This window comes from Streptomyces sp. NPDC033845 (assembly GCF_055576225.1).
Genome location: NZ_JBVIRI010000027.1, coordinates 26,229 through 46,108, shown reverse-complemented (window position 1 = coordinate 46,108; position 19,880 = coordinate 26,229). Strand labels below are relative to the sequence as shown.

The 19,880-nt window shown below is 72.4% G+C and carries 12 protein-coding genes; 10 read left to right on the top strand and 2 right to left on the bottom strand.

The annotated features are described in order from the left end of the window. Window positions 1-2 precede the first annotated feature (2 nt). Window positions 3-1,637 carry an aldehyde dehydrogenase family protein gene (locus tag ACZ50K_RS33735; RefSeq protein WP_468910399.1) on the bottom strand — a complete coding sequence of 545 codons (1,635 nt, stop codon included), beginning with the start codon at window positions 1,635-1,637 and terminating at the stop codon, window positions 3-5. 185 nt (window positions 1,638-1,822) lie between these two features. Here ACZ50K_RS33735 and ACZ50K_RS33730 point away from each other — a divergent pair, with 185 nt between their 5' ends. The 10 genes from ACZ50K_RS33730 to ACZ50K_RS33685 all read left to right on the top strand — a co-directional run bounded on the left by ACZ50K_RS33730 (window position 1,823) and on the right by ACZ50K_RS33685 (window position 17,749). Continuing rightward, complete coding sequence (locus ACZ50K_RS33730; RefSeq protein ID WP_468910396.1) at window positions 1,823-2,146, top strand: acyl carrier protein; 324 nt, start codon at window positions 1,823-1,825, stop codon at window positions 2,144-2,146. Window positions 2,147-2,177: 31 nt separating this feature from the next. Further along, window positions 2,178-7,976, top strand: coding sequence for an SDR family NAD(P)-dependent oxidoreductase (locus ACZ50K_RS33725; protein ID WP_468910394.1), 5,799 nt, complete (start codon window positions 2,178-2,180; stop codon window positions 7,974-7,976). Continuing rightward, window positions 7,973-9,637 carry a fatty acid--CoA ligase gene (locus ACZ50K_RS33720; RefSeq protein WP_468910392.1) on the top strand — a complete coding sequence of 555 codons (1,665 nt, stop codon included), beginning with the start codon at window positions 7,973-7,975 and terminating at the stop codon, window positions 9,635-9,637. Before ACZ50K_RS33725 ends, ACZ50K_RS33720 begins: the two co-directional genes overlap by 4 nt. A 41-nt stretch (window positions 9,638-9,678) precedes the next feature. Then, complete coding sequence (locus ACZ50K_RS33715; protein WP_468910390.1) at window positions 9,679-10,722, top strand: LLM class flavin-dependent oxidoreductase; 1,044 nt, start codon at window positions 9,679-9,681, stop codon at window positions 10,720-10,722. After that, the gene (locus ACZ50K_RS33710) at window positions 10,719-11,513 is read left to right on the top strand and encodes a thioesterase II family protein (RefSeq protein WP_468910388.1); all 795 of its coding nucleotides are present in this window, start codon (window positions 10,719-10,721) and stop codon (window positions 11,511-11,513) included. The genes ACZ50K_RS33715 and ACZ50K_RS33710 overlap by 4 nt, the downstream gene beginning before the upstream one ends. Next, window positions 11,510-13,015, top strand: a complete 1,506-nt coding sequence (locus tag ACZ50K_RS33705; RefSeq protein WP_468910385.1) for an MFS transporter — start codon at window positions 11,510-11,512, stop codon at window positions 13,013-13,015. The genes ACZ50K_RS33710 and ACZ50K_RS33705 overlap by 4 nt, the downstream gene beginning before the upstream one ends. Before the next feature lie 267 nt (window positions 13,016-13,282). Beyond that, window positions 13,283-14,482: a cytochrome P450 gene (locus ACZ50K_RS33700; RefSeq protein ID WP_468910383.1), complete on the top strand. Its 1,200-nt coding sequence runs from the start codon at window positions 13,283-13,285 to the stop codon at window positions 14,480-14,482. A 145-nt stretch (window positions 14,483-14,627) separates the two neighbouring features. Further along, window positions 14,628-15,587, top strand: coding sequence for a diacylglycerol/lipid kinase family protein (locus ACZ50K_RS33695; protein ID WP_468910382.1), 960 nt, complete (start codon window positions 14,628-14,630; stop codon window positions 15,585-15,587). A 130-nt stretch (window positions 15,588-15,717) separates the two neighbouring features. Continuing rightward, window positions 15,718-16,086 carry a nuclear transport factor 2 family protein gene (locus tag ACZ50K_RS33690; RefSeq protein WP_468910379.1) on the top strand — a complete coding sequence of 123 codons (369 nt, stop codon included), beginning with the start codon at window positions 15,718-15,720 and terminating at the stop codon, window positions 16,084-16,086. Between the two features lie 109 nt (window positions 16,087-16,195). Further along, window positions 16,196-17,749: an MmgE/PrpD family protein gene (locus tag ACZ50K_RS33685; RefSeq protein WP_468910376.1), complete on the top strand. Its 1,554-nt coding sequence runs from the start codon at window positions 16,196-16,198 to the stop codon at window positions 17,747-17,749. A 54-nt stretch (window positions 17,750-17,803) separates the two neighbouring features. On the opposite strand, the gene ACZ50K_RS33680 is transcribed toward ACZ50K_RS33685, so the two are convergent. After that, window positions 17,804-19,741 carry an acyl-CoA dehydrogenase family protein gene (locus tag ACZ50K_RS33680; protein ID WP_468910373.1) on the bottom strand — a complete coding sequence of 646 codons (1,938 nt, stop codon included), beginning with the start codon at window positions 19,739-19,741 and terminating at the stop codon, window positions 17,804-17,806. Between the last annotated feature and the right edge of the window lie 139 nt (window positions 19,742-19,880).

Below are 19,880 nucleotides of genomic sequence, written 5' to 3'. Positions count from 1 at the left end.
GATCAGCTGCCGAAGACGGCTTCGTAAGGGCTGACGTCGTGGGCGATGCTGATGCCCTGCACGTGCGACGTCTTGAGCATGGGGTAGTTGGCCTCGCCGAAGGCGCCGCCGGTGCGGCCGGTGCCGCCGTGGCTGGGCAGGTAGGGCAGGAAGCCGATGTGCGAGTCGTTGACCTTCAGCAGGCCGCCGTTGACCAGCCGCCGGACGAAGGTCTCGATGACCTCGTCGGACCGGGACCACAGCGAGTTGCGCAGGCCGTAGTCGTTGGTGTTGAGGAACCGCAGGAAGGTCTCCAGCAGCTCGTCGTCGTCCTCGACGCGCTCGGCGACCAGCACCGGAATCAGCGGGAAGAACGTTTCCTCACGGACCACGTCGAAGGCGCGGGCCCCGGCGAGGCCCTCGATCCGGACCACGGTCGGCTGGAGGAACACCCCGGTGTCGGACACGGTGCCGTCCACCTCGGTGCGGTGGCCGCCGGTGACCAGCTCGGCGCCGTTCTCCAGCGCCTGGTCCAGCAGCCGGAAGAACCGCTCGCTGCGGCGGACCGGCGAGAGCAGGACGTCCTCCTCCTCGGGGAACCCGGGGCGGACCGTCTTGACCTGCTCCTTCACCTCGGCGATGAGCTCCTCGGCGACGTCCGGGTGCACCAGCACGTAGTTGGGCACCATGCAGATCTGCCCGGAGCCGTAGAAGGACTCGGTGATCGCCTGGGCCGCGTACTTGATGTCCGCGTCCTTCCACACGACGATGCCGTCGTTACCGGCGAGCTCCAGGATCGGCTTCTTGCCGTTGGCCACGCACTGCTGCTCGAAGCGCAGGCCCTCCTGGCTGCCGCCGATGTAGAAGATGTCGTTGATCGCCGGGTCGGTGACCCAGCGGTCCATCGTCTGCTTCGGGTTGCTGCACACCGCGTTGAGCACACCGGGAGGCGCGCCCATCTCGTCGAGGATCGGGCCGACGATGTCGCGCAGCAGCCACATGGTGCTCAGCGCGATGGAGCGCGGGGCGCGGACGACGACGGCGTTGCCGGCCATCAGCGCCAGGACCGCGAGGGCGGCGCTGGGGAGCGGGGCGTTCTGCGGCGGGTTGAAGGCCACCACGCCGTCGGGCTGGCGGTGCAGGATCAGGCGGCGGCCGCCGTACTCCTTCTCCACCCACATCTGCTTCTGGTACCAGCGCAGGCTGCCCGGCGAGTAGATCTGCAGCAGGCAGCTGAGTTCCCAGCGGGCCAGCTTGACCGGGTGCGATTCGGCGACCAGCATTTCGAGGAACTTGTCCTCGTTCTTGATCAGCTCCTCGCGGAACCGGGTGCCGAGGGTCATCCGCCGTTCCAGCGGGACGGCCGCCCAGGCGGACGCCGCGGCCGCGGCGGCCTGCGAGGCCAGGTCGATGTCGGAGTCGGCCGCGATGGCGCAACGACCCACGACATAGGGGTGGTTGGCCGCGTCCGAGTCGGGGTCCTGTTCGAGCTGCCGCTTGAGAGTGACGGCCGTGAAGACATCTTCCAGCAGAGCGCGTCCACTGACGGTGTAGACCCAACCGTCACCGGCCACGTCCTTGCCCGCGATGTAAAGGTCGTAACTCTTGAATCCGGAAGATGCGGGGGCACCTTCCTCCTGAGTAGCGCCGCGAAGCATCGTCAGCCTTTCCGGGTGGTGTGCGAGGGGTCGGGTCCGTGCCTTCGGAAGTGGCCCGAGCCTCACAGGGCCGTCTGACCCGGTGCTGACGCCCGGCTGACCGGACCCGGGCCGGCGCCCGCCGCCCACCCCCCGCCGCCCCGGACGTCAGTGGTGCGTCAGGCCGGGGGGCTTCGATGTGTTTCATGCCCTCACCCGAGTTCACTGCCGAGCGCTTGCGGAACCTGCCCGAAACCGAACTTTTCGAGGAGGTCGAACAGGTCGTCCTCGGCATCTTCCGTACGGCCCTGATCATGGACGAGTCCGAGGAGATACCGCTCGACCTGAGCTACTTCGACCTCGGCCTCACCTCGCTCGGGCTGACCCAGATACGCAAGCAGCTCGAAAACCTCCTCGACGTGCCGATCAACGCGAACGTGCTGTTCAACACGCCCACGATCGCCGAGCTCGTCGATCACCTGGTCGCCGGCCTCTCCCACCGCACCGCAGTGGCATCCGCCGAGCACTGACACCTAGATCACCCGGAGAAGGAGACGGCGGATGCCGCACACGGATTCACCTGCGGACCACCCCACGGGCGGGGCACCCGAACCGATAGCCATCGTCGGCATCGGTTTGAGGTTCCCCGGCGGCAGCAACTCGTTCGACGAGTTCGACGCGTTCCTGCGCGACGGCCGGTCCGGCATCGGTCCCCTTCCCCGGGACCGCTGGAACGTCGACGAGTTCACCCCCGACAACCCCGGGGACCGAGGGAAGATCCACACCACCGGCGGCGGTTTCCTCGACCGGATCGACGGCTTCGACGCCTCGTTCTTCAACATCTCGCCCAAGGAAGCCCAGTACATGGACCCCCAGCAGCGGATGCTGCTGGAAACGGCCTGGCAGGCCCTGGAGCACGCCAACATCGACCCGACCCCGCTCCGCCGCGGCAACGGATCCGTCTACGTCGGCGCCAGCTCCATCGACTACGCCCTGGAACTGGACTCCCTGCCGTACGAGGAGCTCGACGGCAGCCTCGCCAGCGGCATCACCATGTTCCCGCTGGCCGGCCGCCTCTCCTACTTCCTCGGCTGGCGCGGCCCGAGCATGAGCATCGACACCGCATGCTCCTCCTCGCTGGTCGCCCTCCACCTCGCCGTCCAGGCACTCCGCGGCGGCGAGACCGACCTCGCCCTCTGCGGCGGCGTCAACGCCCTCCACCACCCGCGCATCCCGGTGATGTTCTCCAACGCCCAGATGCTCGCCCCCGACGGCCAGTGCAAGACCTTCGACGAGTCCGCCGACGGCTACGCGCGCGCCGAGGGCTGCGGAGTCGTCGTCCTCAAGCGCCTCTCCGACGCCGTCGCCGACGGCGACCGCGTCCTCGCCCTGGTCCGCGGCACCGCCGTCGGCCAGGACGGCGACAGCGCCGGCCTCACCGTCCCCAACGGGCCCGCGCAGGAGAAGACCATCCGCACCGCCCTGGCCGCCGCCCACCTGGAGCCCGCGGACATCCAGTACGTGGAGGCCCACGGCACCGGCACCCCGCTCGGCGACCCCATCGAGTTCGGCGCCATCGGCGACGTCTTCGCCGCCTCCCACACCAAGGACAACCCGCTCCTGGTCGCCTCCGCCAAGACCAACCTCGGCCACATGGAGCCCGCCTCCGGCATCGTCGGCGTCATCAAGGCCATCGCCCAGATCCGGTCCGGCACCATCTATCCCCACCTCAACCTGACCAAGCCCTCCGGGCGGATCCCCTGGGACCTCTACCCGGTCCGGATCCCCACCGCCTGCGAGCCCTGGCAGGCCGAGACCCGCCGCGCCGTGGTCAACAGCTTCGGCTTCGCCGGCACCATCGGCGCCGTCGTCCTCGAACAGCCCCCCGCCACCGAGGCCCCGGCCGCCGACGGCGACACCACCGCCACCGGCACCCCCCTCTTCACCCTCTCCGGCAAGTCCGCCGCGGCCCTGCGCGCCCAGGCCGAGACCCACCGGGCCTTCCTCGACGCCCGGCCCGACACCGACCTCGCGGCCCTCTGCCACACCGGCAACACCTCCCGCACCCACCACCCCTACCGCGTCGCCGGCCCGGTCACCGACCGCGCCTCCCTCGACCGGCTGCTGGACCGGGCCGCCGCCGACGGACACGAGGGCCCCGCCGGCATCCGCAAGACCGCCTTCATGTTCAGCGGCCAGGGCTCCCAGTACGCGGGCATGGGCGCCACCCTCTACGCGGACTTCCCCGTCTTCCGCGAACACGTCGACGCCTGCGACGAACTCTTCACCCCCCACCTCGGACGCTCCGTCCGCGAACTCCTCCTCGGCAGCCCCGAGCAGACCGAACTCACCGACGCCGTCAACCGGACCGAGTTCACCCAGCCCGCGCTGTTCACCCTCGAATACGCGCTGGCCAAGCTGTGGATGTCCTGGGGCATCAAGCCCAACGCCCTGATCGGCCACAGCATCGGCGAGGTCGTCGCCGCCGCCGTCGCCGGACTCTTCGACCTGCCCGACGCCGTCAAGCTGGTCGCCGCCCGCGCCCGCCTGATGCAGGCCGTCACCACCGCCGGCGGCATGTCCGCCGTGGCCGCCCCCGCCGAACAGGTCGAACCCCTCCTCGCCGGCCACCCCGACCTCGCCCTGGCCGCCGTCAACGCCCCCGACCAGTGCGTCATCTCCGGCGCCACCGCCCCGCTCGCCGAGGTCGGCGAACAGCTCCGCGCCCAGGGCGTCCGGGTGGACTCCCTCGCCGTCTCGCACGCCTTCCACTCCCCGCTGATGGCCGAGGTCTACGAGGCCTTCGCCGAGGCCATCGCCACCATCACCTTCCGCGAGCCGAAGATCAGCCTGATCTCCAACGTCACCGGCAAGCTCGCCCGCTACCGGGAGATCGCCGACCCCGGCTACTGGGTCCGCCACATCGGCGAACCCGTCCGCTTCCTCGCCGGCGTCCGCACCCTCGCCCAGCGCGGCCGGCACGCCCTCATCGAGATCGGCCCCTCCAGCGCGCTGACCGCCCTCGCCCGCCGCTGCGTGGACGCCGACGACCACCTGTGGCTCACCAGCCTCCGCCGCAAGGACCCGGCCGGCAACGCCACCCTGCGCGCCCTGGCCGAGTACTACGCCGCCGGCCTCGCCGTCTCCTGGACCGGCTTCCACGCCGACGGCGACACCCCCGCCCGCATCGACCTGCCGACCTACGCCTTCCAGCGCAAGCGGTACTGGCTCCCCTCCGTCACCCCCCGGCGCGGCACCGCCGCCGGCGGCCCGTCCCGGCACCCGCTGCTCGGCACCGCCGCCGACGAGGTCCGCTTCGCCACCGGCGTACGCGAGTTCAACGCCACCTTCACCCCGGCCGAACTCGGCGCCCTCGCCGACCTCGCCGACGCCGAACAGCCGGTACTCCCGGCCGGCGCCTACATCGACCTGCTGTTCGCGCTCCAGGACACCGTCCACGGCCACACCCGCGCCGCCGTCGCCGGCCTCCAGTTCCACGAACCGCTGGTCCTGGAGCCCGACACCGACATCGCCCTCACCACCCGGCTGCTGCCGCGCGGCGACACCGCCGAGGTCCAGATCGTCACCCTGGCCGGCGGCGAGGAACACCTCCACGCCACCGCCACCATCGGCGCCCACCCCGAGACCGAGACCGCACCCAGCGCCCTCGCCACGGCCGCGGCCACCCTCACCGGCCCCGCCACCCAGGAGATCGACGAAGAGGACATCTACACCGACCTCGCCTCCGTCGGCCGCCCGCACGGCCCCCGGCTGCGCCTGCTGCGCGGCGCCGCCCGCCACCACGACGGACTGGTCACCGGCGAGATCACCGGACGCGACGCCACCGCCGTCGAACACCTCCCCGCCGAACTCCTCGAAGCCGCCGTACAGGCCGCCGTGGCGCTCGACCCCGAGGGCCCGGTGTTCGTCCCGCAGGAGATCGCCACCGTCCGGCACCACCGCAAGCCCCGCGGCGCGGACCTCCGCGTCATCGCCAAGGTCACCGGGGACCAGCACCGCCGGCTGGCCGACATCCTCCTCCTGGAGGACGGCCGCCCCGTCGCCGAACTCCTCGGCGTCCGCCTCGCCCGCCCGCTCGGCGCCCAGGGCAACGGCCAGTTCCTGCACCGGCCCGCCTGGGTCCGCCGCAGCCTCGGCGGCACCCCGGCCCCCGCCGGCGCCCGCCACGTCCTCGTGCTGGACACCGACGGCCACCACACCGCCACCCTCACCGAAGCGGCCGCCACCGCCGGACCCGTCCCGCCCAAGGTCACCCGCGTCGCGGCCCTCACCGACCTCAAGACGGCCCTCGAAGACCCCACCGTCACCGACATCAGCTGGTTCTGGCAGCCCGAACGGGGCGCCATGTCCGCCGACCGGCTGCGCACCGAGTCCGAACGCAACTACCGCGAACTCCTCGACCTCGTCGGCATCCTCGACGCCGCTGCCCTGCGCCGCCCGCCGCGGATCTGGCTGGTCACCGAGGCCGCCCAGCCGCTCCCCGGCGACCGGCCCGGAGACGGCTCCCACCTCGCCGCCGCCACCCTGTGGGGCTTCGGCCGGGTCCTGCTCACCGAGTACCCGCACTACAAGGCCACCCTCGTGGACCTCGGCGACACCGCCGACACCGCGGCCCTGCCCGGCGAATGGCTGGCCCAGACCCCCGGCGAGTACCAGATCGCCTACCGCGACGGCCGCCGCCACGTCCGCCGCCTGCTGGCCGGCGACGCCTCGCAGAACTGGACCGGAGGCTTCGAACTCCGCGCCCCCGGCACCGGAGACCTCTCCGAACTCGCCCTGGCACCCGTCCAGGACTCCGCCCCCGGCGCCAAGGAGGTCCAGGTCCGCGTCCACTCCGTCGCCCTGACCACCCAGGACGCCCAGGCCGCCTTCGACTCCGGCTACCTGGACCGGGAGGAGACCGCCCCCGTCCTCGGCTCCCTCGCCACCGGCATCGTCATCGCCGCCGGAGCCCGCTCCGGCCACACGGTCGGCGACGAGGTCACCGTCCGCCACGACGGCACCTTCCGCGCCACCCTCACCGTCCCGGCCACCGCCGTCACCACCGGCACCGACGGAGTCCGCCACCCCGCCGACGTCCGCTTCGGAGTGGAGGAGACCGGCGAGGCCCTGCGCACCGCCGCCACCACCCCCTCCGCGAAGGTCTGGGTCGAACTCACCGACGCCCCCCGGCCCCAGGCCCCGGCCGGAGTCCGCAACACCGGTGCCACCGGCGGCGAGGTCCGCCCCGACCGCACCTACCTCATCACCGGCGGCCTCGGCGGCCTCGGCCTGGTCACCGCCGCCAAGCTCGTCACCCTCGGCGCCCGGCACCTGACCCTGGTCAGCCGCTCCGGCAAGGCCGGCGAGGAAGCCGCCGGAGTCCTGGCCGGCCTGGCCGAACGCGCCGAGGTCAGCATCGTCCGCGCCGACATCGCCGACCCCGAGGACGTCCGCCGGCTGGCGGAGACCCTCGCGGCCGGACCCCACCCGGTCGGCGGCATCGTGCACGCGGCCGGATCCTTCGACAAGAAGCTCATCGCGGAACTGACCTGGGAGTCCATCGACGCCCAGCTCTCCGCGAAGGCCTACGGCGGCTGGCTTCTCCACGAGCTCGCCCAGGAGTCCCTCCCCGAGCTCGACTTCTTCGTCACCTACTCCTCCATCGCCTCCGTCCTCGGCGGCGCCACCCAGGGCCACTACGCCGCCGCCAACGCCGGCCTCGACGCCCTCTCCGAATGGCGCGGCCGCCAGGGCCTGCCGGGCCTCTCCGTCAACTGGGGAGCCTGGGCCAGGGTCGGCATGTCGGCCCGGCTGGAGGAGCAGCTCAGCAAGGAGATCGAACGCAGCGGCGTCCGCTTCTTCTCGCCCACCCGGGCCCTCGACACCCTCGCCCGCCTCTGGCACGGCCCCCGCACCCAGCGGGTGGTCGGCGAGTTCGCCTGGCCCCGCTACGTGGCCGGCAACGCCGTGGGCGACGCCTTCTACGACCGGCTGGCCCGCCCGGGCGAGGAAGCCGGCCAGGACGGCGGAGCCGACCTCCAGTCCCTGATCGCCCTGCCCGCCCAGGAACGCCTGGAACGGATCACCGCGGTGGTCCGCGAACAGGTCGCCGCCGTCCTCCAGCTGGAGGCCGACGACGAACTCTCCCCGCACACCGAGTTCGTCGCCATGGGACTGGACTCGCTGATGGCCCAGACCGTCAAGTCCCGCCTGGAGAAGACGTTCCTGCTGGCCCTGCCCGCCTCGCTCACCTTCGACCACCCGACCGTCCGCCGGCTCAGTGCCTTCCTGGACGGCCAGCTCGCCCCGGCCACCGAGGCGCCCGTGGTCGCGACCACCACCGGGAGCCCCTCATGACCGCAACCACCCTCGCCTCGGCAGCCGCCACCGACTGGGACGTACGGCCCCGCGACACCTGGACGCTGACCCAGTCCTCGCAGCTGCACGCCTGCCGCCGCGCCGACCGGCCCGCGATCATCTGCGAGGACCGCGTCACCACCTACGCCAAGCTCCACCTGGACAGCAACCGCGCCGCGCACGCCCTGCGCGCCTGCGGCATCAAGCCCGGGGACCGCGTCGCCTACCTGGGCCGCGAATCGGAGAACTACTACCTCTCCATCCTCGCCAGCGCCAAGGCCGGAGGCGTCTTCGTCCCCGTCAACTGGCGGCTCACCCAGCCCGAGGTCGACCACATCCTCCGGGACTCCGGCGCCGCCCTGGTCTTCGTCGACGACGAGTTCTGGTCCCTGGTCGACAAGGTCCGCCCCGGCCTGCCCGCCCTGCGGACCGTCATCCGCATCGACGGCACCGACAGCGACGGGGAACCGGCCCGCGGCGCCGGCCTGCCCACCTGGTACGCCGACCAGCCCGGCACCGAACTCGACCCCGGCACCGGACCCGACGACGCCGTGGTGCAGATCTACACCAGCGGCACCACCGGACTCCCCAAGGGCGCCGTCCTCGCCAACCGCAGCTTCTTCACCCTCCCCGACGCCTCCCGGGAACAGGGCCTGGACTGGATCGACTGGCGGCCCGACGACATCGGCCTCATCTCGCTCCCCGGCTTCGGCATCGCCGGCATCGGCTGGTTCATGCACCTGTTCAACGCCGGCGGCGCCAGCGTGGTGATGCCCCAGTTCATCCCGCAGGAAGCCGTCCGCCTCATCAAGGCCCACAAGGTCACCACCACCTTCTCCGCCCCCGCGATGCTCCAGATGATGATGGAGGAGCGCGAAGCCGGACCGGAGGCCTTCGCCTCCCTCCGCAAGATCGCCTACGGGGCGGCGCCCATGTCGGAGACCCTGCTCGTCGAGTGCCTGCGGGTGTTCGGCTGCGAGTTCGCGCAGATATACGCCAGCACCGAGACCGGCAGCGTCGCGGTCTGTCTGCCCCCCGAGGCCCACCAGCCCGGCAGCGGGCTCCTCGGCTCCGTCGGCAAGCCCTGCCCCGGCAACGAGCTGAAGATCGTCGGCCCCGAGGGCCAGACCCTGCCGGCCGGCGAGATCGGCCAGATCTGCATCCGCACCCCCGCCCGCATGCTCGGCTACTGGAACCTGCCGGAAGCCACCGCACGCACCCTGGTGGGGGAGTGGCTGCACATGGGCGACGCCGGATACCTCGACGAGAACGGCTACCTCTACCTCTGCGACCGGATGAACGACACGATCATCGTCGCCGGGCAGAACATCTACCCCGCCGAGATAGAGAAGGCCCTCGCCGCCCACCCCTCGGTCGCCGACGCGGCCGTCGTCGGAGTCCCGGACGCCGACTTCGGCGAGGCCGTCCACGCCTGCGTCGTGCTGCGCCCCGGCACCACCGCCACCCCCCGGGAACTGGTGCTGTCGCTGCGCGGCCGGCTCGCCACCTACAAGATCCCCGGCACGTACCACTTCGTGGAGTCGCTGCCCCGCAACCCCTCGGGCAAGGTGCTGCGCCGCGCGGTGCGCGAACAGCTCGCCGCACCGGCCGCCGCCGCCCCGGCCACCCCGGCCGTCCCGACCGCCCGGACCGGCACATGAGCGCCGCCACCGGCCGGAACCCCGTACGAACGGAGCCCACCATGTCCCAGCCCGCCGGACCCCTGCGCATAGGTGTCCTGCTGCCCACCCGCGAGCAGGCCATCAACGACCACTACGCGGCGGCCCCGCTGCTGGACTTCGCCCGGCAGGCCGAGGACCTCGGCTTCGACTCGCTGTGGGCGGGGGACTCCCTGACCGCCCGGCCCCGGCTCGACCCGCTCGTGGTGCTCTCCGCCGCGGCCGCCGTCACCAGCCGGATCACCGTCGGCACCGCGGCCCTCACCCCGGCCCTGCGGCACCCGCTGATCGGCGCCAACATGATCTCCAGCCTGGACCACGTGGCCCAGGGCCGCCTGGTCCTCGGCCTCGGCTCGGGCTTCCCGATGCCCGAGACCGAGGAGGAGTTCGCCTCCGTCGGCGCCTCCTTCGCCGGCCGGGCCGGCCGCCTCGACGAGATCACCGGCCTCTGGCGGACCGCCTGGAACTCGACCGCGGAGGGCAACCCCCGCGACTTCCACGGCAAGAACTGGCAGGCCGAACGCCTCGACCGGCTCCCCGCCCCCGCCACCCCCGGCGGCCCGCCGCTGTGGCTGGCCGGCAGCGACACCCCCCGGGTGCTCGCCCGGGTCGCCGCCGGATACGACGGCTGGCTGCCCTTCCTGCCCGACGTGGACGCCTACGGCCGCGCCCGCCGCCGCATCGCCGAACTCGCCGAGGAGGCGGGCCGCGGCGCCGCCGCGGTCACCCCCGCCCTGTACGCCACGGTCACCGTCAACGACAGCGAGAGCGCGGCCAAGGCCGAGCTGGAGCACTACATCCACCACTACTACGGCCGGTCCCTGGAGCAGATGTCCACCGTCCAGGCCTACGCCTGGGGCAGCGCCGAGAGCTGCGCCGACTGGCTGTCCGCCTACGTCCGCGCCGGAGCCCGCCACCTCGTCCTGCGCATCGGCTCGCTCGACCCGCAGCCGCAGCTCAAGCAGATCGCCGAAGTCCTGCTCCCGGCGGTCCGCTCGCTCGAACCCGCAAGCGACCTCGTCCTCCCGGACATCACCCTCACTACCGTTGGGAGCCCCACGACATGACCAGTGGCATCGGATCGACGATGTCCCGAGAGGGCCAGTGGTTCCAGCCGGCCGACGCGTCCCCGGACGCGGCGGTCCGTCTGTTCCTCCTTCCGCACGCGGGCAGCGGCGCCATCATCTACCGCGAGTGGGAGTCCCTCCTGCCGTCGGACATCGCCCCCCAGGCGGTGACCCTCCCGGGCCGCCACAACCGCCGCGAGGAGATCTCCTACGAGGAGTGGGAACCGCTCCTCGACGCCCTGCACGAGGCCGTCCTCGCCGAGACGGACGACGGCCGCCCGTTCGCGTTCTTCGGGCACTGCCTGGGCGCGCAGCTGGCCTTCCGGCTGGCCATCCGGATGGAGGAGGAGGGCGGCCCCGCCCCGATCATGGTCGGCATGTCCGGCTGGTCCCCGCAGGGCTTCTTCATCCCCACCGAGGAGCAGAGCCGGATGCCCGACCCCGAGCTCGTCGAGTGGATCAAGAAGCTGGGGTCCTTCCCCGCCGAGGTCTACGACAACCCCGAGATGCTCGCCCTGGTCGTCCCGGCCCTCCGCGCCGACCTGCGCGTCTCGGCGAAGTACGTGGACGACGGCGCGGGCGTGCGCTGCCCGCTGGCCTCCTACGGCGGCGCCTCCGACCCGCTCCAGGAGGACCCCGAGGCCATGAAGCACTGGACCGGCCGCAGCCCCCACTACCTGGGCCACAGCGAGTACCCGGGCGGCCACTTCTACATCGACCAGCACGCCCAGGCCGTCACCACGCACTTCGCGCAGCGCCTGCTGCGCCTGGTCACTGCGGAGGTCGGATGAGCACCGAGGCCCAGACCCCGCCCGTCGCCCTGGACACCGGCTCCGGCACCGCGGCGGCCCCCGTCGCGTCCGCGGACACCGGGGGCGCCGCCAAACCGGGCTGGGGCGCGCTGATCGTCGTCCTGGCCGGTGTGTTCATCACCAACCTGGACTTCTTCATCGTCAACGTGGCGATCCCGTCGCTGCAGTCCAACATGCACGCCACCGCCGCCGACATCCAGATGGTCGCCGTCACCTTCGCCGTCGGCCTGTCGGTGCTGCTGATCACCGGCGGCCGCCTCGGCGACCTCTACGGGCGCCGCAGGATCTACGCGATCGGTGTCGCGATCTTCACCCTGGCCTCGCTGGCCTGCGGCATCGCGTCCGACATGAACCAGCTGATCGTCGCCCGCGGACTCCAGGGCGCGGCCGCCGCCCTGGTCATCCCGCAGGCCCTGGGCATCCTGAACACCACGTACGCCGGCAAGCAGCGGGTCGCCGCCTTCAACGCGTACGGCATCGTCCTCGGCGCGGCCGCCGTCTTCGGCCAGCTGATCGGCGGAGTCCTCATCCGGGTCGACCTGTTCGGCTGGGACTGGCGCACGGTGTTCCTGGTCAACGTGCCGATCGGCATCCTGATCCTCGCGCTCACGCCCAAGCTGGTGCGGGAGTCGAAGTCGGAGGACAAGAGCACCGGCCTCGACATCGGCGGTGTGCTGCTGGCCACCGCCGGCATCGCCGCGATCATCGTGCCGCTGGTCCTGGGCCGGGAGAAGGACTGGCCCACCTGGACCTGGATCTCCCTCGCCGGCGCGGTACCGCTGCTCGCGGCGTTCTGGCTGCACCAGCGCCGGCTCGGCCGGCTGGGCCGCTCGCCGCTGCTGTCCCCGGTCCTGTTCAAGGACAAGGGGTTCCGCCTCGGCAGCGTCACCATCCTGGTGTACTTCTGCGTGATGGCCTCGTTCTTCCTGAGCCTGGCCCTCTACCTCCAGCAGGGCAAGGGCACCTCGGCGTTCGCCTCGGGGCTGCTCTTCATCCCGCTGGGCCTGGGCTTCTTCGTCTCCTCCGGGATGGCGCCGAAGCTCGCCGCCGCGATGGGCCGGCAGATCGTCGCCGTGGGCGCCCTGGTCGTCGGCACGGGCGCGGTCGCCCTGGCCCTGACGGCCTCCGCGCTGGGCGCCGACGGCTCCGTCGGCTGGTGCGTGCCGGCCATGGTGGTCTGCGGCTTCGGCATGGGCCTGGTGGTCGCCCCGCTCACCTCGATCATCCTGGAGAACGTGGCGACCGACCACGCCGCCGCCGCGTCCGGGGTGTTCTCCAGCGCCCAGGAGATGGGCAACGCCCTCGGCATCGCCGTCATCGGTGTCGTGTTCTTCAGCCAGGCCGGGCACACGGCCACGGCCCTGGGCTACTCGGACGGCTTCCAGGCCGGCCTGTACGTCCAGGCCGGGATCTGCGTGGTGGTCGCCCTGCTGGTCCAACTGCTTCCCAAGGCGGCGAAGAAGCAGGCGGTCGACGCCTGACCCCTTCCCCCGCACGTCCGTCACGGCGGATGCCCCCGGAGCCCACGCTCCGGGGGCATCCGCCTTTTCCGTGCCCCTCCCCGCACGGAACTTCGCATTCCACCCCCTGTCTACGCCTGGTCTACGCCCCCGCCTACATCGGTCCTACGCATTCCCTACGTCTCTCATTGGCGATATTCCCGGAATGTGTCATTCGGCGTCAGGGCCGGATCAGGCCCACGCCCGACGATACGGACGGCACATACCAGCCAATCCGAGGGGAACCCCATGACCGTCGCCGCAGAGCAACTCGCCACCTGGCCCATGCCCCGGAGCTGCCCCTTTTCCCCGCCCGACGCCTACGCGGCACTCCGCGAGCAGCCGCCCGTCAGAGTGAGAATCCGGACAGGCGAGGCCTGGCTCGTCACCCGCTTCGACGACGTCCGAAGAATCCTCCTCGACCCGCGTTTCAGCTCGGACGACATGCAGCCCGGCTTCCCCGTCCGCATCCCCATCCCGCCCACCCCCCGCGCCATGTCCTTCACCCGCATGGACGGGGACGAACACCACCGGCTGCGCCGCATGGCGATGACCGAGTTCACCGCCCGCCGCACCCGCGCCCTGCGCCCGTCCGTCGAGGAACTAGTCGAAAAGCTCCTCGTCGAACTCGAAGCCGCCCGCGGCGACGGCCCCGTCGACCTCGTCGAGCACTTCGCCGGCCCCCTCCCCGCCCTGGTCATCGGCCGCATGCTCGGCGTCCCCGACAGCGACGAACGCGAGTTCTCCGCCCTCAGCAAGGCCGTCCTCGCCCAGGACGCCACCCCCGAACAGGTCTTCGCCGCCTTCGTCGAGATGACCCAGTACCTCGACCGGCTGATCGTCGCCAAGGGCCAGGACCCCCAGGACGACCTCCTCAGCCGGCTCTCCGTCGACTACGTCGCCACCGGCCAGCTCACCCACGAGGACCTCGTCGCCATGGCCCGCCTCCTGCTGGTGGCCGGCCACGAGACCACCGCCAACCAGCTCGGCCTCAGCGTCCTCAGCCTGCTGCGCGAACCCGGCCAGCTCGCCGAACTCCGCGCCCGGCCCGAGCTGTACCCCAACGCCGTCGAGGAACTCCTGCGCTACTGGTCCATCACCCAGGACAACCAGGTCCGCGTCGTCATCGAGGACGCCGAACTCGGCGGCGTCCACATGGCCAAGGGCGACGGCGTCATCCTCGCCTACCCCGGCGCCAACCACGACGAGACCGTCTTCCCCGACGCCGGCAAGGTCGACATCCACCGCGACGCCGGCCAGCACATCGCCTTCGGCTACGGCGCCCACCTCTGCCCCGGCATCTCCCTCGCCCGGATGGAACTGGGGCTCGCCCTGCGCGCCCTCTTCGAGCGCTTCCCCGACCTCCGCCTGGCCGACGGACCCGACGCCGTGGTCTTCCGCGAGCAGACCATCAACTACGGACTCGGCAGCCTCCTCGTCACCTGGTAGCCCGTAGGAAGGACCGTCAGCCGGGCGTCAGAGCCGTGTCACCGCCCGCTGGAAGAGTGGGTCCTCCCGGCCCGAACACCAGCCCTGCCGCGTGCCGACCGGCAGGACCCGCTCCAGGTCTTCCGAGCTAAGGAGTACGCCCGACATGGCCGACAGCCCCGCCGTCGCCGCCCCCACCCGGGCGCTCATCATCGCGAACCCGGCCTCCGGCACCCACAGCCCCGAGCTGATCGCCCAGGCCGAGGAACTCTGCTCCGGCTTCCTCGACGCGGTGACCGTGTACTACACCACCGCCCCCGAGGACGCGACCGACGCCGTCCGCAAGGCCCTGGCCGCCCCCGGCCCGCGGCCCGACCTGGTCGTCGCCGTCGGCGGGGACGGCACCGTACGCGAGGTGGTCCAGGGGCTCGCCGGCCGGCCCGAGGCCGCCCTGTTCATCGTCCCCGGCGGCACCGGCAACTCCAACTACCGGATGCTCTGGGGCGACCGGCACTGGACCGACGCGCTCAAGGCCGTCCTCGCCGACGCCGGCCAGGACGGCACCGTCGCCCCCCGCGCCCTCGACCTCGCCCTGCTCGCCGAGACCGACCGGGTCGTCTGCCTCGGCTCCTGCAGCGGAGTGATCGCCGACGCCCTCATCACCGCCCGGGACATCCCCCTGGTGGGCAAGGCCCGCTACGCCCGCGCCTTCGCCGACACCGCCCGCGACTACCAGCCCTACCCGGGCCGGGTCACCGTCGACGGCCACGTCGTCCACGAGGGCCCCACCGTCCTGGCCAACGTGGGCGGCGGCCGCTACCGCGGCGGCCAGTACCTCATCCTGCCGCACTCCCGCCTCGACGACGGACTCCTCGACGTCTGCGTCATAGGCGAGGGCACCACCGCCTCCGAAGTCCCCGGACTCTCCCTCACCGCCGCCCACCTCGACCGGCCCGGCACCGTCTACGCCCGCGGCCGGAAGATCACCGTCGAACGCACGGACGGCCGACGGCTGCCCCTGGAACACGACGGCGAATACCAGCACGACCTCGGTGGCACCGCCACCTTCCACGTACTCCCGGGCGCGCTGACCGCCTGGGCACCGGTCGACCGCCCCCGGCCATGACGGCCACGGGCGGACCACGGCCCGCGGCCGGCACCCGGCCCGAGGGCCGCAGCCGGCCCCGTCCGGCCGGCCGGACCCTGCGCCGCTTCCGGCGGCATTTTTACCTATACCTCATAAAAGGAGCACGCCCATGAGCGACCTGACGAACACCGTCACCCAGTACCTCGCCCTCTGGAACGAGCCGGACGCCGACCGCCGCGCCGCCGGCATCGCCGACCTGTTCACCGCCGAGGCCCCCTACATCGACCCGCTCGCCGCGGTCGAGGGCCACGAGGGCATCGCCGCCGTCCTGGCCGGCGCCCGCGAGCAGTTCCAGGGCCTGCGCTTCGAGCCGCACGGCGCGGTCGACACCCACCACAACATCGCCCGCTTCCAGTGGGGCCTGGTCACCGAGGCCGGCGCCGAGCCCATCGCCATCGGCTTCGACGTCCTGGTCACCGACGGCGCCGGCAAGATCACCGGGGTCTACGGCTTCCTGGACAAGGTCCCCGCCGCCTGACCCGCCACACCGGCGAACACCGTCCGAGACACCGGGGCCGGGACGCGCACAGCGTCCCGGCCCCGGCGTCCCGCCCGACACCAGCGCGGAAAGGCCAGGTCCAGCAGCCATGGCGTATGCAATCGGGGAGAGCGTCGCGCACTCCCTGTGCGAGGGATGGCACCTGCCCGGCCCCCCGCTCTCCCACAAGATCACCGACACCCCGCTGCGGGAACTCGCCCACTGGGCCGCCAACCTGCGCCCCCGCGACATCCCCTGCCGGGTCCTCAAACTCGCCGCCAGCCAGGTCCTCTCCCAACTGGCCTCGATCCGCGCCGGCCTCGCACACCCGCTGGGCCGCAAACTCGTCTCCGCCTTCGGCAACCCGCTGCAACGCGACCCCCGCAACTCCGCCGCGGTGCTCTCCGCCCTCGGATCCTGGCTCAACCTGGACGACACCGCCTACGCCGGCCACCTCTCCAACTCCACCGTGGCCGTACCCGTGGCCTACGCCCACGCCCGCCACCTCGACGGCCTCCACCTGCTCACCGCCGTGGTCGCCGCCAACGAGGTCGCCGCCCGCATCACCGCCTCCGCCACCCTGGGCCCGCTGCGCGGCCAGAGCGCCGTCCACACCCACCTCGCCGGAGCCGTCGCCGGCCGCCTGCACTGCGACCTGGCCCCCGCCGAGCAGTGGCTGGACTCCCTCGGACTGGCCTTCGCCATGCCCAACTGGCCCCTCATGCGGGCCTTCCTCGCCAGCGACGCCCGACTCTTCAACACCCTCACCCCGGTACGCACCGCCATGGACGCCTGCGACGCCGCGGCCGTCGGACTGCGCGGCGCACCCGACATCATCGAACACGAGGACGGCTTCCTCGCCCGCTTCGCCACCGTCCCGCTCCCCGAAGCCGTGGCCAAGGGCCTGGGACGCCGCTGGCACACCGAGACCCTCTCCTTCAAGATGCACCCCGGCGGCCCCGGCATCGACGCCGCCATAGACTGCGCCGCCGAACTCCACCGCATCCTCGGCCCCATCCGGCCCGAGGAGGTCGAGGAGATCGTCGTCGAGGCCTCCCTCTACACCCTCTTCGCCGGCCAACGCGCCGCCGCCTACGTCAACGGCCCCGGCTCACCCCTCGGCGCCCTCGTCCTCGACACCCCCTACCCGGTGGCCACCACCCTGCTCACCGGCGAGTTCTCCGTCGACGACTTCGCCTCGCCCGCCCTGAACGACCCCGACCGCTGGGAACTGGCCGGCCGGGTCCGGCTGGAGCACGACACCGACATGACCCGCGAACTCTTCCGCTCCGAAGCCCCCTTCGGCGAGGCGGTCCGCGCCGCCGGCCCCCGCGCCGACCCCTGGATACGCGGCTTCGGCGGCCAGGACCTCATCGACATGCTCGGCCCCGCCGGCCCGGAGCAGCACGACTTCACCCGCTCCACCAAGGCCACCGGCGCCCGGGTCACCGTACGGTTCGCCAACGGCCGCACCGTCTCCCGCGGCCGCCTCATACCCGTCGGCGCAGCGGGCCCCGACACCCATCTGCACCACACCGAGACGGTCCGGGAGAAGTTCCTCTCCCTCGGCGGCTCCCACCGGGTCGCCGACACCGTCGGCCGACTCCACCGGATGCGTCCCCACGGAGTCCGGAGGTGGATAGAAGCGGCCCTCACCGTCTGACCGGCCCGCCCCGTACGACCGGATCCCGTACGACCGGATCCCGTGACCGGCCCGTCAGCCCACCAGGAACCCGGCCCCCACCAGACGCCCCTGCGCGATCGGCACCTGCGCGAAGAACTCCTCCGGCAGATCGAAGGCGTCCACCAGCACCGTCATATAGGGCGCCAGCTCGGCCACCGCCCCGTCGACCGCGTCCGGCAGCGCCTGCACGTCCGCCGGAGTCAGCAGCCCCCCGGCCAGCAGGTCCCCCGTCATCTCCCGCAGCCGCTCCAGCAGGAACAGCCGGCACAGCCGCTCCAGCAGGAACCGCGCCACCGGATTGTCCGCGGCGTCCACCGCCGCCAGGAACGCGTCCGCCGCCCGCAGCTGCGCATGCGCCTCGATCATCCGCAGCGCCCGCGCCGAGGCCGCGTTCCACCGCCCCAGCGGATCACCCGCCGGACCGCTCCGCAGCGCGGCCCGCGCCCGCTGCTGCCAGATCCGCTCCGACTGGGCGAACAGCCCCCGCAGGAACCGCAGATCCCCCAGCACCCCGAGACCCTCCACCACACCGAAACCGTCACCGACCGGCCGCCCGTACGCCGCAGCCCACTCCGACTCCGACTCCGCGTTGTGCCCGAACACCGCCTCGGCCGCTGCCTTCACCCACACCGCGAGGTTGTCGCCCTCCGCGGTGACCGCCCCCTCCAGGTTCAACGGGAACTCGGCCAGCCGGTTGTCGGGGAACAACCCCTGCGCACCGCACCGCTCCCGGCACTCGATGGCCACCGACCGCGCCTGCCAGGTGATCCACCCCTTGGACACGGCCACCAGCCGGTCCGTCGCCGCCGGATCCCCCGAGGTCCCGTCGGTGGCCCGCGCCACCGTCGCCCGGTGCAGGAAGGTCATCCCGTACGCCGTCGCGATGCCCCCCAGCAGCCGCGAGTGGTGGCTGCTGTGCGCGGCGATCGGCACCGTCTCCCCGGCCTTGGGCGCACTGATCTGCCGGTGCTGGGAATGCCGTACGGCGATGGCCAGCGCCGCCCGCGTCACCCCGACGGCGTACGCGCTCATGCTCAGCTTGCCCGCGGTGACCCGGCCGATCGACCGCAGGTAGCGCTTGCGCCGGTTGCCCAGGTTGCTGCTCAGCACGCCCTCCGCGTCGAGCCGCCCGTGCTCGCCCTCCAGCATCGCCTCCCGCGGCAGCCGCACCTGGTCGAAGGAGGTCAGGCAGTGGTCGACCGGGCTGGCGTACCGGTGCGGCAACCGGCTGATCCGTATCCCCGGCAGCGTCCCGTTCTCGTCGCCCAGCGGGGTCAGGAACAGGAACACCCCCTGGTCGGCGCCGTCGACCACCAGCCGGGCGGCCACCACCGCGCTCTTGGGACCGCCGATCGGGCTGGTGTTGGGCATGAACTTCTGCGCCCCGTCGTGCGGGGTGTGCAGCACGAACCCGCCGGTCTCCCGGTCGTAGGTGGCGGTGGTCTCCAGGGCGGCCGCGTCGTTGCCGTGGGCCAGCTCGGTGCACAGGAAGGTGCCGACCCGGTCCATCGAGGTGAAGGCCGCCAGGTCCCGGCGGTCGTCGGCGTCGTGGTCCAGCAGGCTGCCCAGGAACAGGTTGTAGTGGATGCCCAGCAGGGTGGGCAGGGCCCCGTCCACCACGGCCGTCCACTCGTGCAGGCTGGCGAGCTGCCGGGGGTCGCCGGCGAGTTCCTCGGCGGAGCCGATGGCCTGGTTGACCACACGCAGCCGGTCGTAGGTCCCGGCGATGTTCTCGTCCACCGACAGTCCGGGCCGGCGGCGGAACGCCTCGCCCCGGACCATCTCCCGCCAGGGCAGGTGCACCCGGCCGCGGTCCTGCTGGTCGAACAGCAGGTACGTCAGCTCGGCGATGGCGGGGAGCGGCCGGCCGGCCCGCACCGGCCGGGGGGCACCCGCCACCGGACGGCGGGTGAGCCGCGGCTTCGCCGCGACGGCGGAGGTCATCGATCGTTCGGTCTGGATCGTGGACATGGCAGGGCACCTCGTCGTGAGAAGGGCGGGCTGTGCGGACAGGGCAGGTCGAGCGGCCGGGGGGATTCCCTGGTCAGGGGACGGCGGCTCGGTGGGTGCGGCTGTACGCGCGCTGCATGGGCATGCGGCGGTGCGCGCG

Bases quoted from the DNA above. Each gene is read 5' to 3' on its own strand.
- ACZ50K_RS33735 (WP_468910399.1), bottom strand. From the start codon at position 1,637: ATGCTTCGCGGCGCTACTCAGGAGGAAGGTGCCCCCGCATCTTCCGGA.
- ACZ50K_RS33730 (WP_468910396.1), top strand. From the start codon at position 1,823: ATGCCCTCACCCGAGTTCACTGCCGAGCGCTTGCGGAACCTGCCCGAA.
- ACZ50K_RS33725 (WP_468910394.1), top strand. From the start codon at position 2,178: ATGCCGCACACGGATTCACCTGCGGACCACCCCACGGGCGGGGCACCC.
- ACZ50K_RS33720 (WP_468910392.1), top strand. From the start codon at position 7,973: ATGACCGCAACCACCCTCGCCTCGGCAGCCGCCACCGACTGGGACGTA.
- ACZ50K_RS33715 (WP_468910390.1), top strand. From the start codon at position 9,679: ATGTCCCAGCCCGCCGGACCCCTGCGCATAGGTGTCCTGCTGCCCACC.
- ACZ50K_RS33710 (WP_468910388.1), top strand. From the start codon at position 10,719: ATGACCAGTGGCATCGGATCGACGATGTCCCGAGAGGGCCAGTGGTTC.
- ACZ50K_RS33705 (WP_468910385.1), top strand. From the start codon at position 11,510: ATGAGCACCGAGGCCCAGACCCCGCCCGTCGCCCTGGACACCGGCTCC.
- ACZ50K_RS33700 (WP_468910383.1), top strand. From the start codon at position 13,283: ATGACCGTCGCCGCAGAGCAACTCGCCACCTGGCCCATGCCCCGGAGC.
- ACZ50K_RS33695 (WP_468910382.1), top strand. From the start codon at position 14,628: ATGGCCGACAGCCCCGCCGTCGCCGCCCCCACCCGGGCGCTCATCATC.
- ACZ50K_RS33690 (WP_468910379.1), top strand. From the start codon at position 15,718: ATGAGCGACCTGACGAACACCGTCACCCAGTACCTCGCCCTCTGGAAC.
- ACZ50K_RS33685 (WP_468910376.1), top strand. From the start codon at position 16,196: ATGGCGTATGCAATCGGGGAGAGCGTCGCGCACTCCCTGTGCGAGGGA.
- ACZ50K_RS33680 (WP_468910373.1), bottom strand. From the start codon at position 19,741: ATGTCCACGATCCAGACCGAACGATCGATGACCTCCGCCGTCGCGGCG.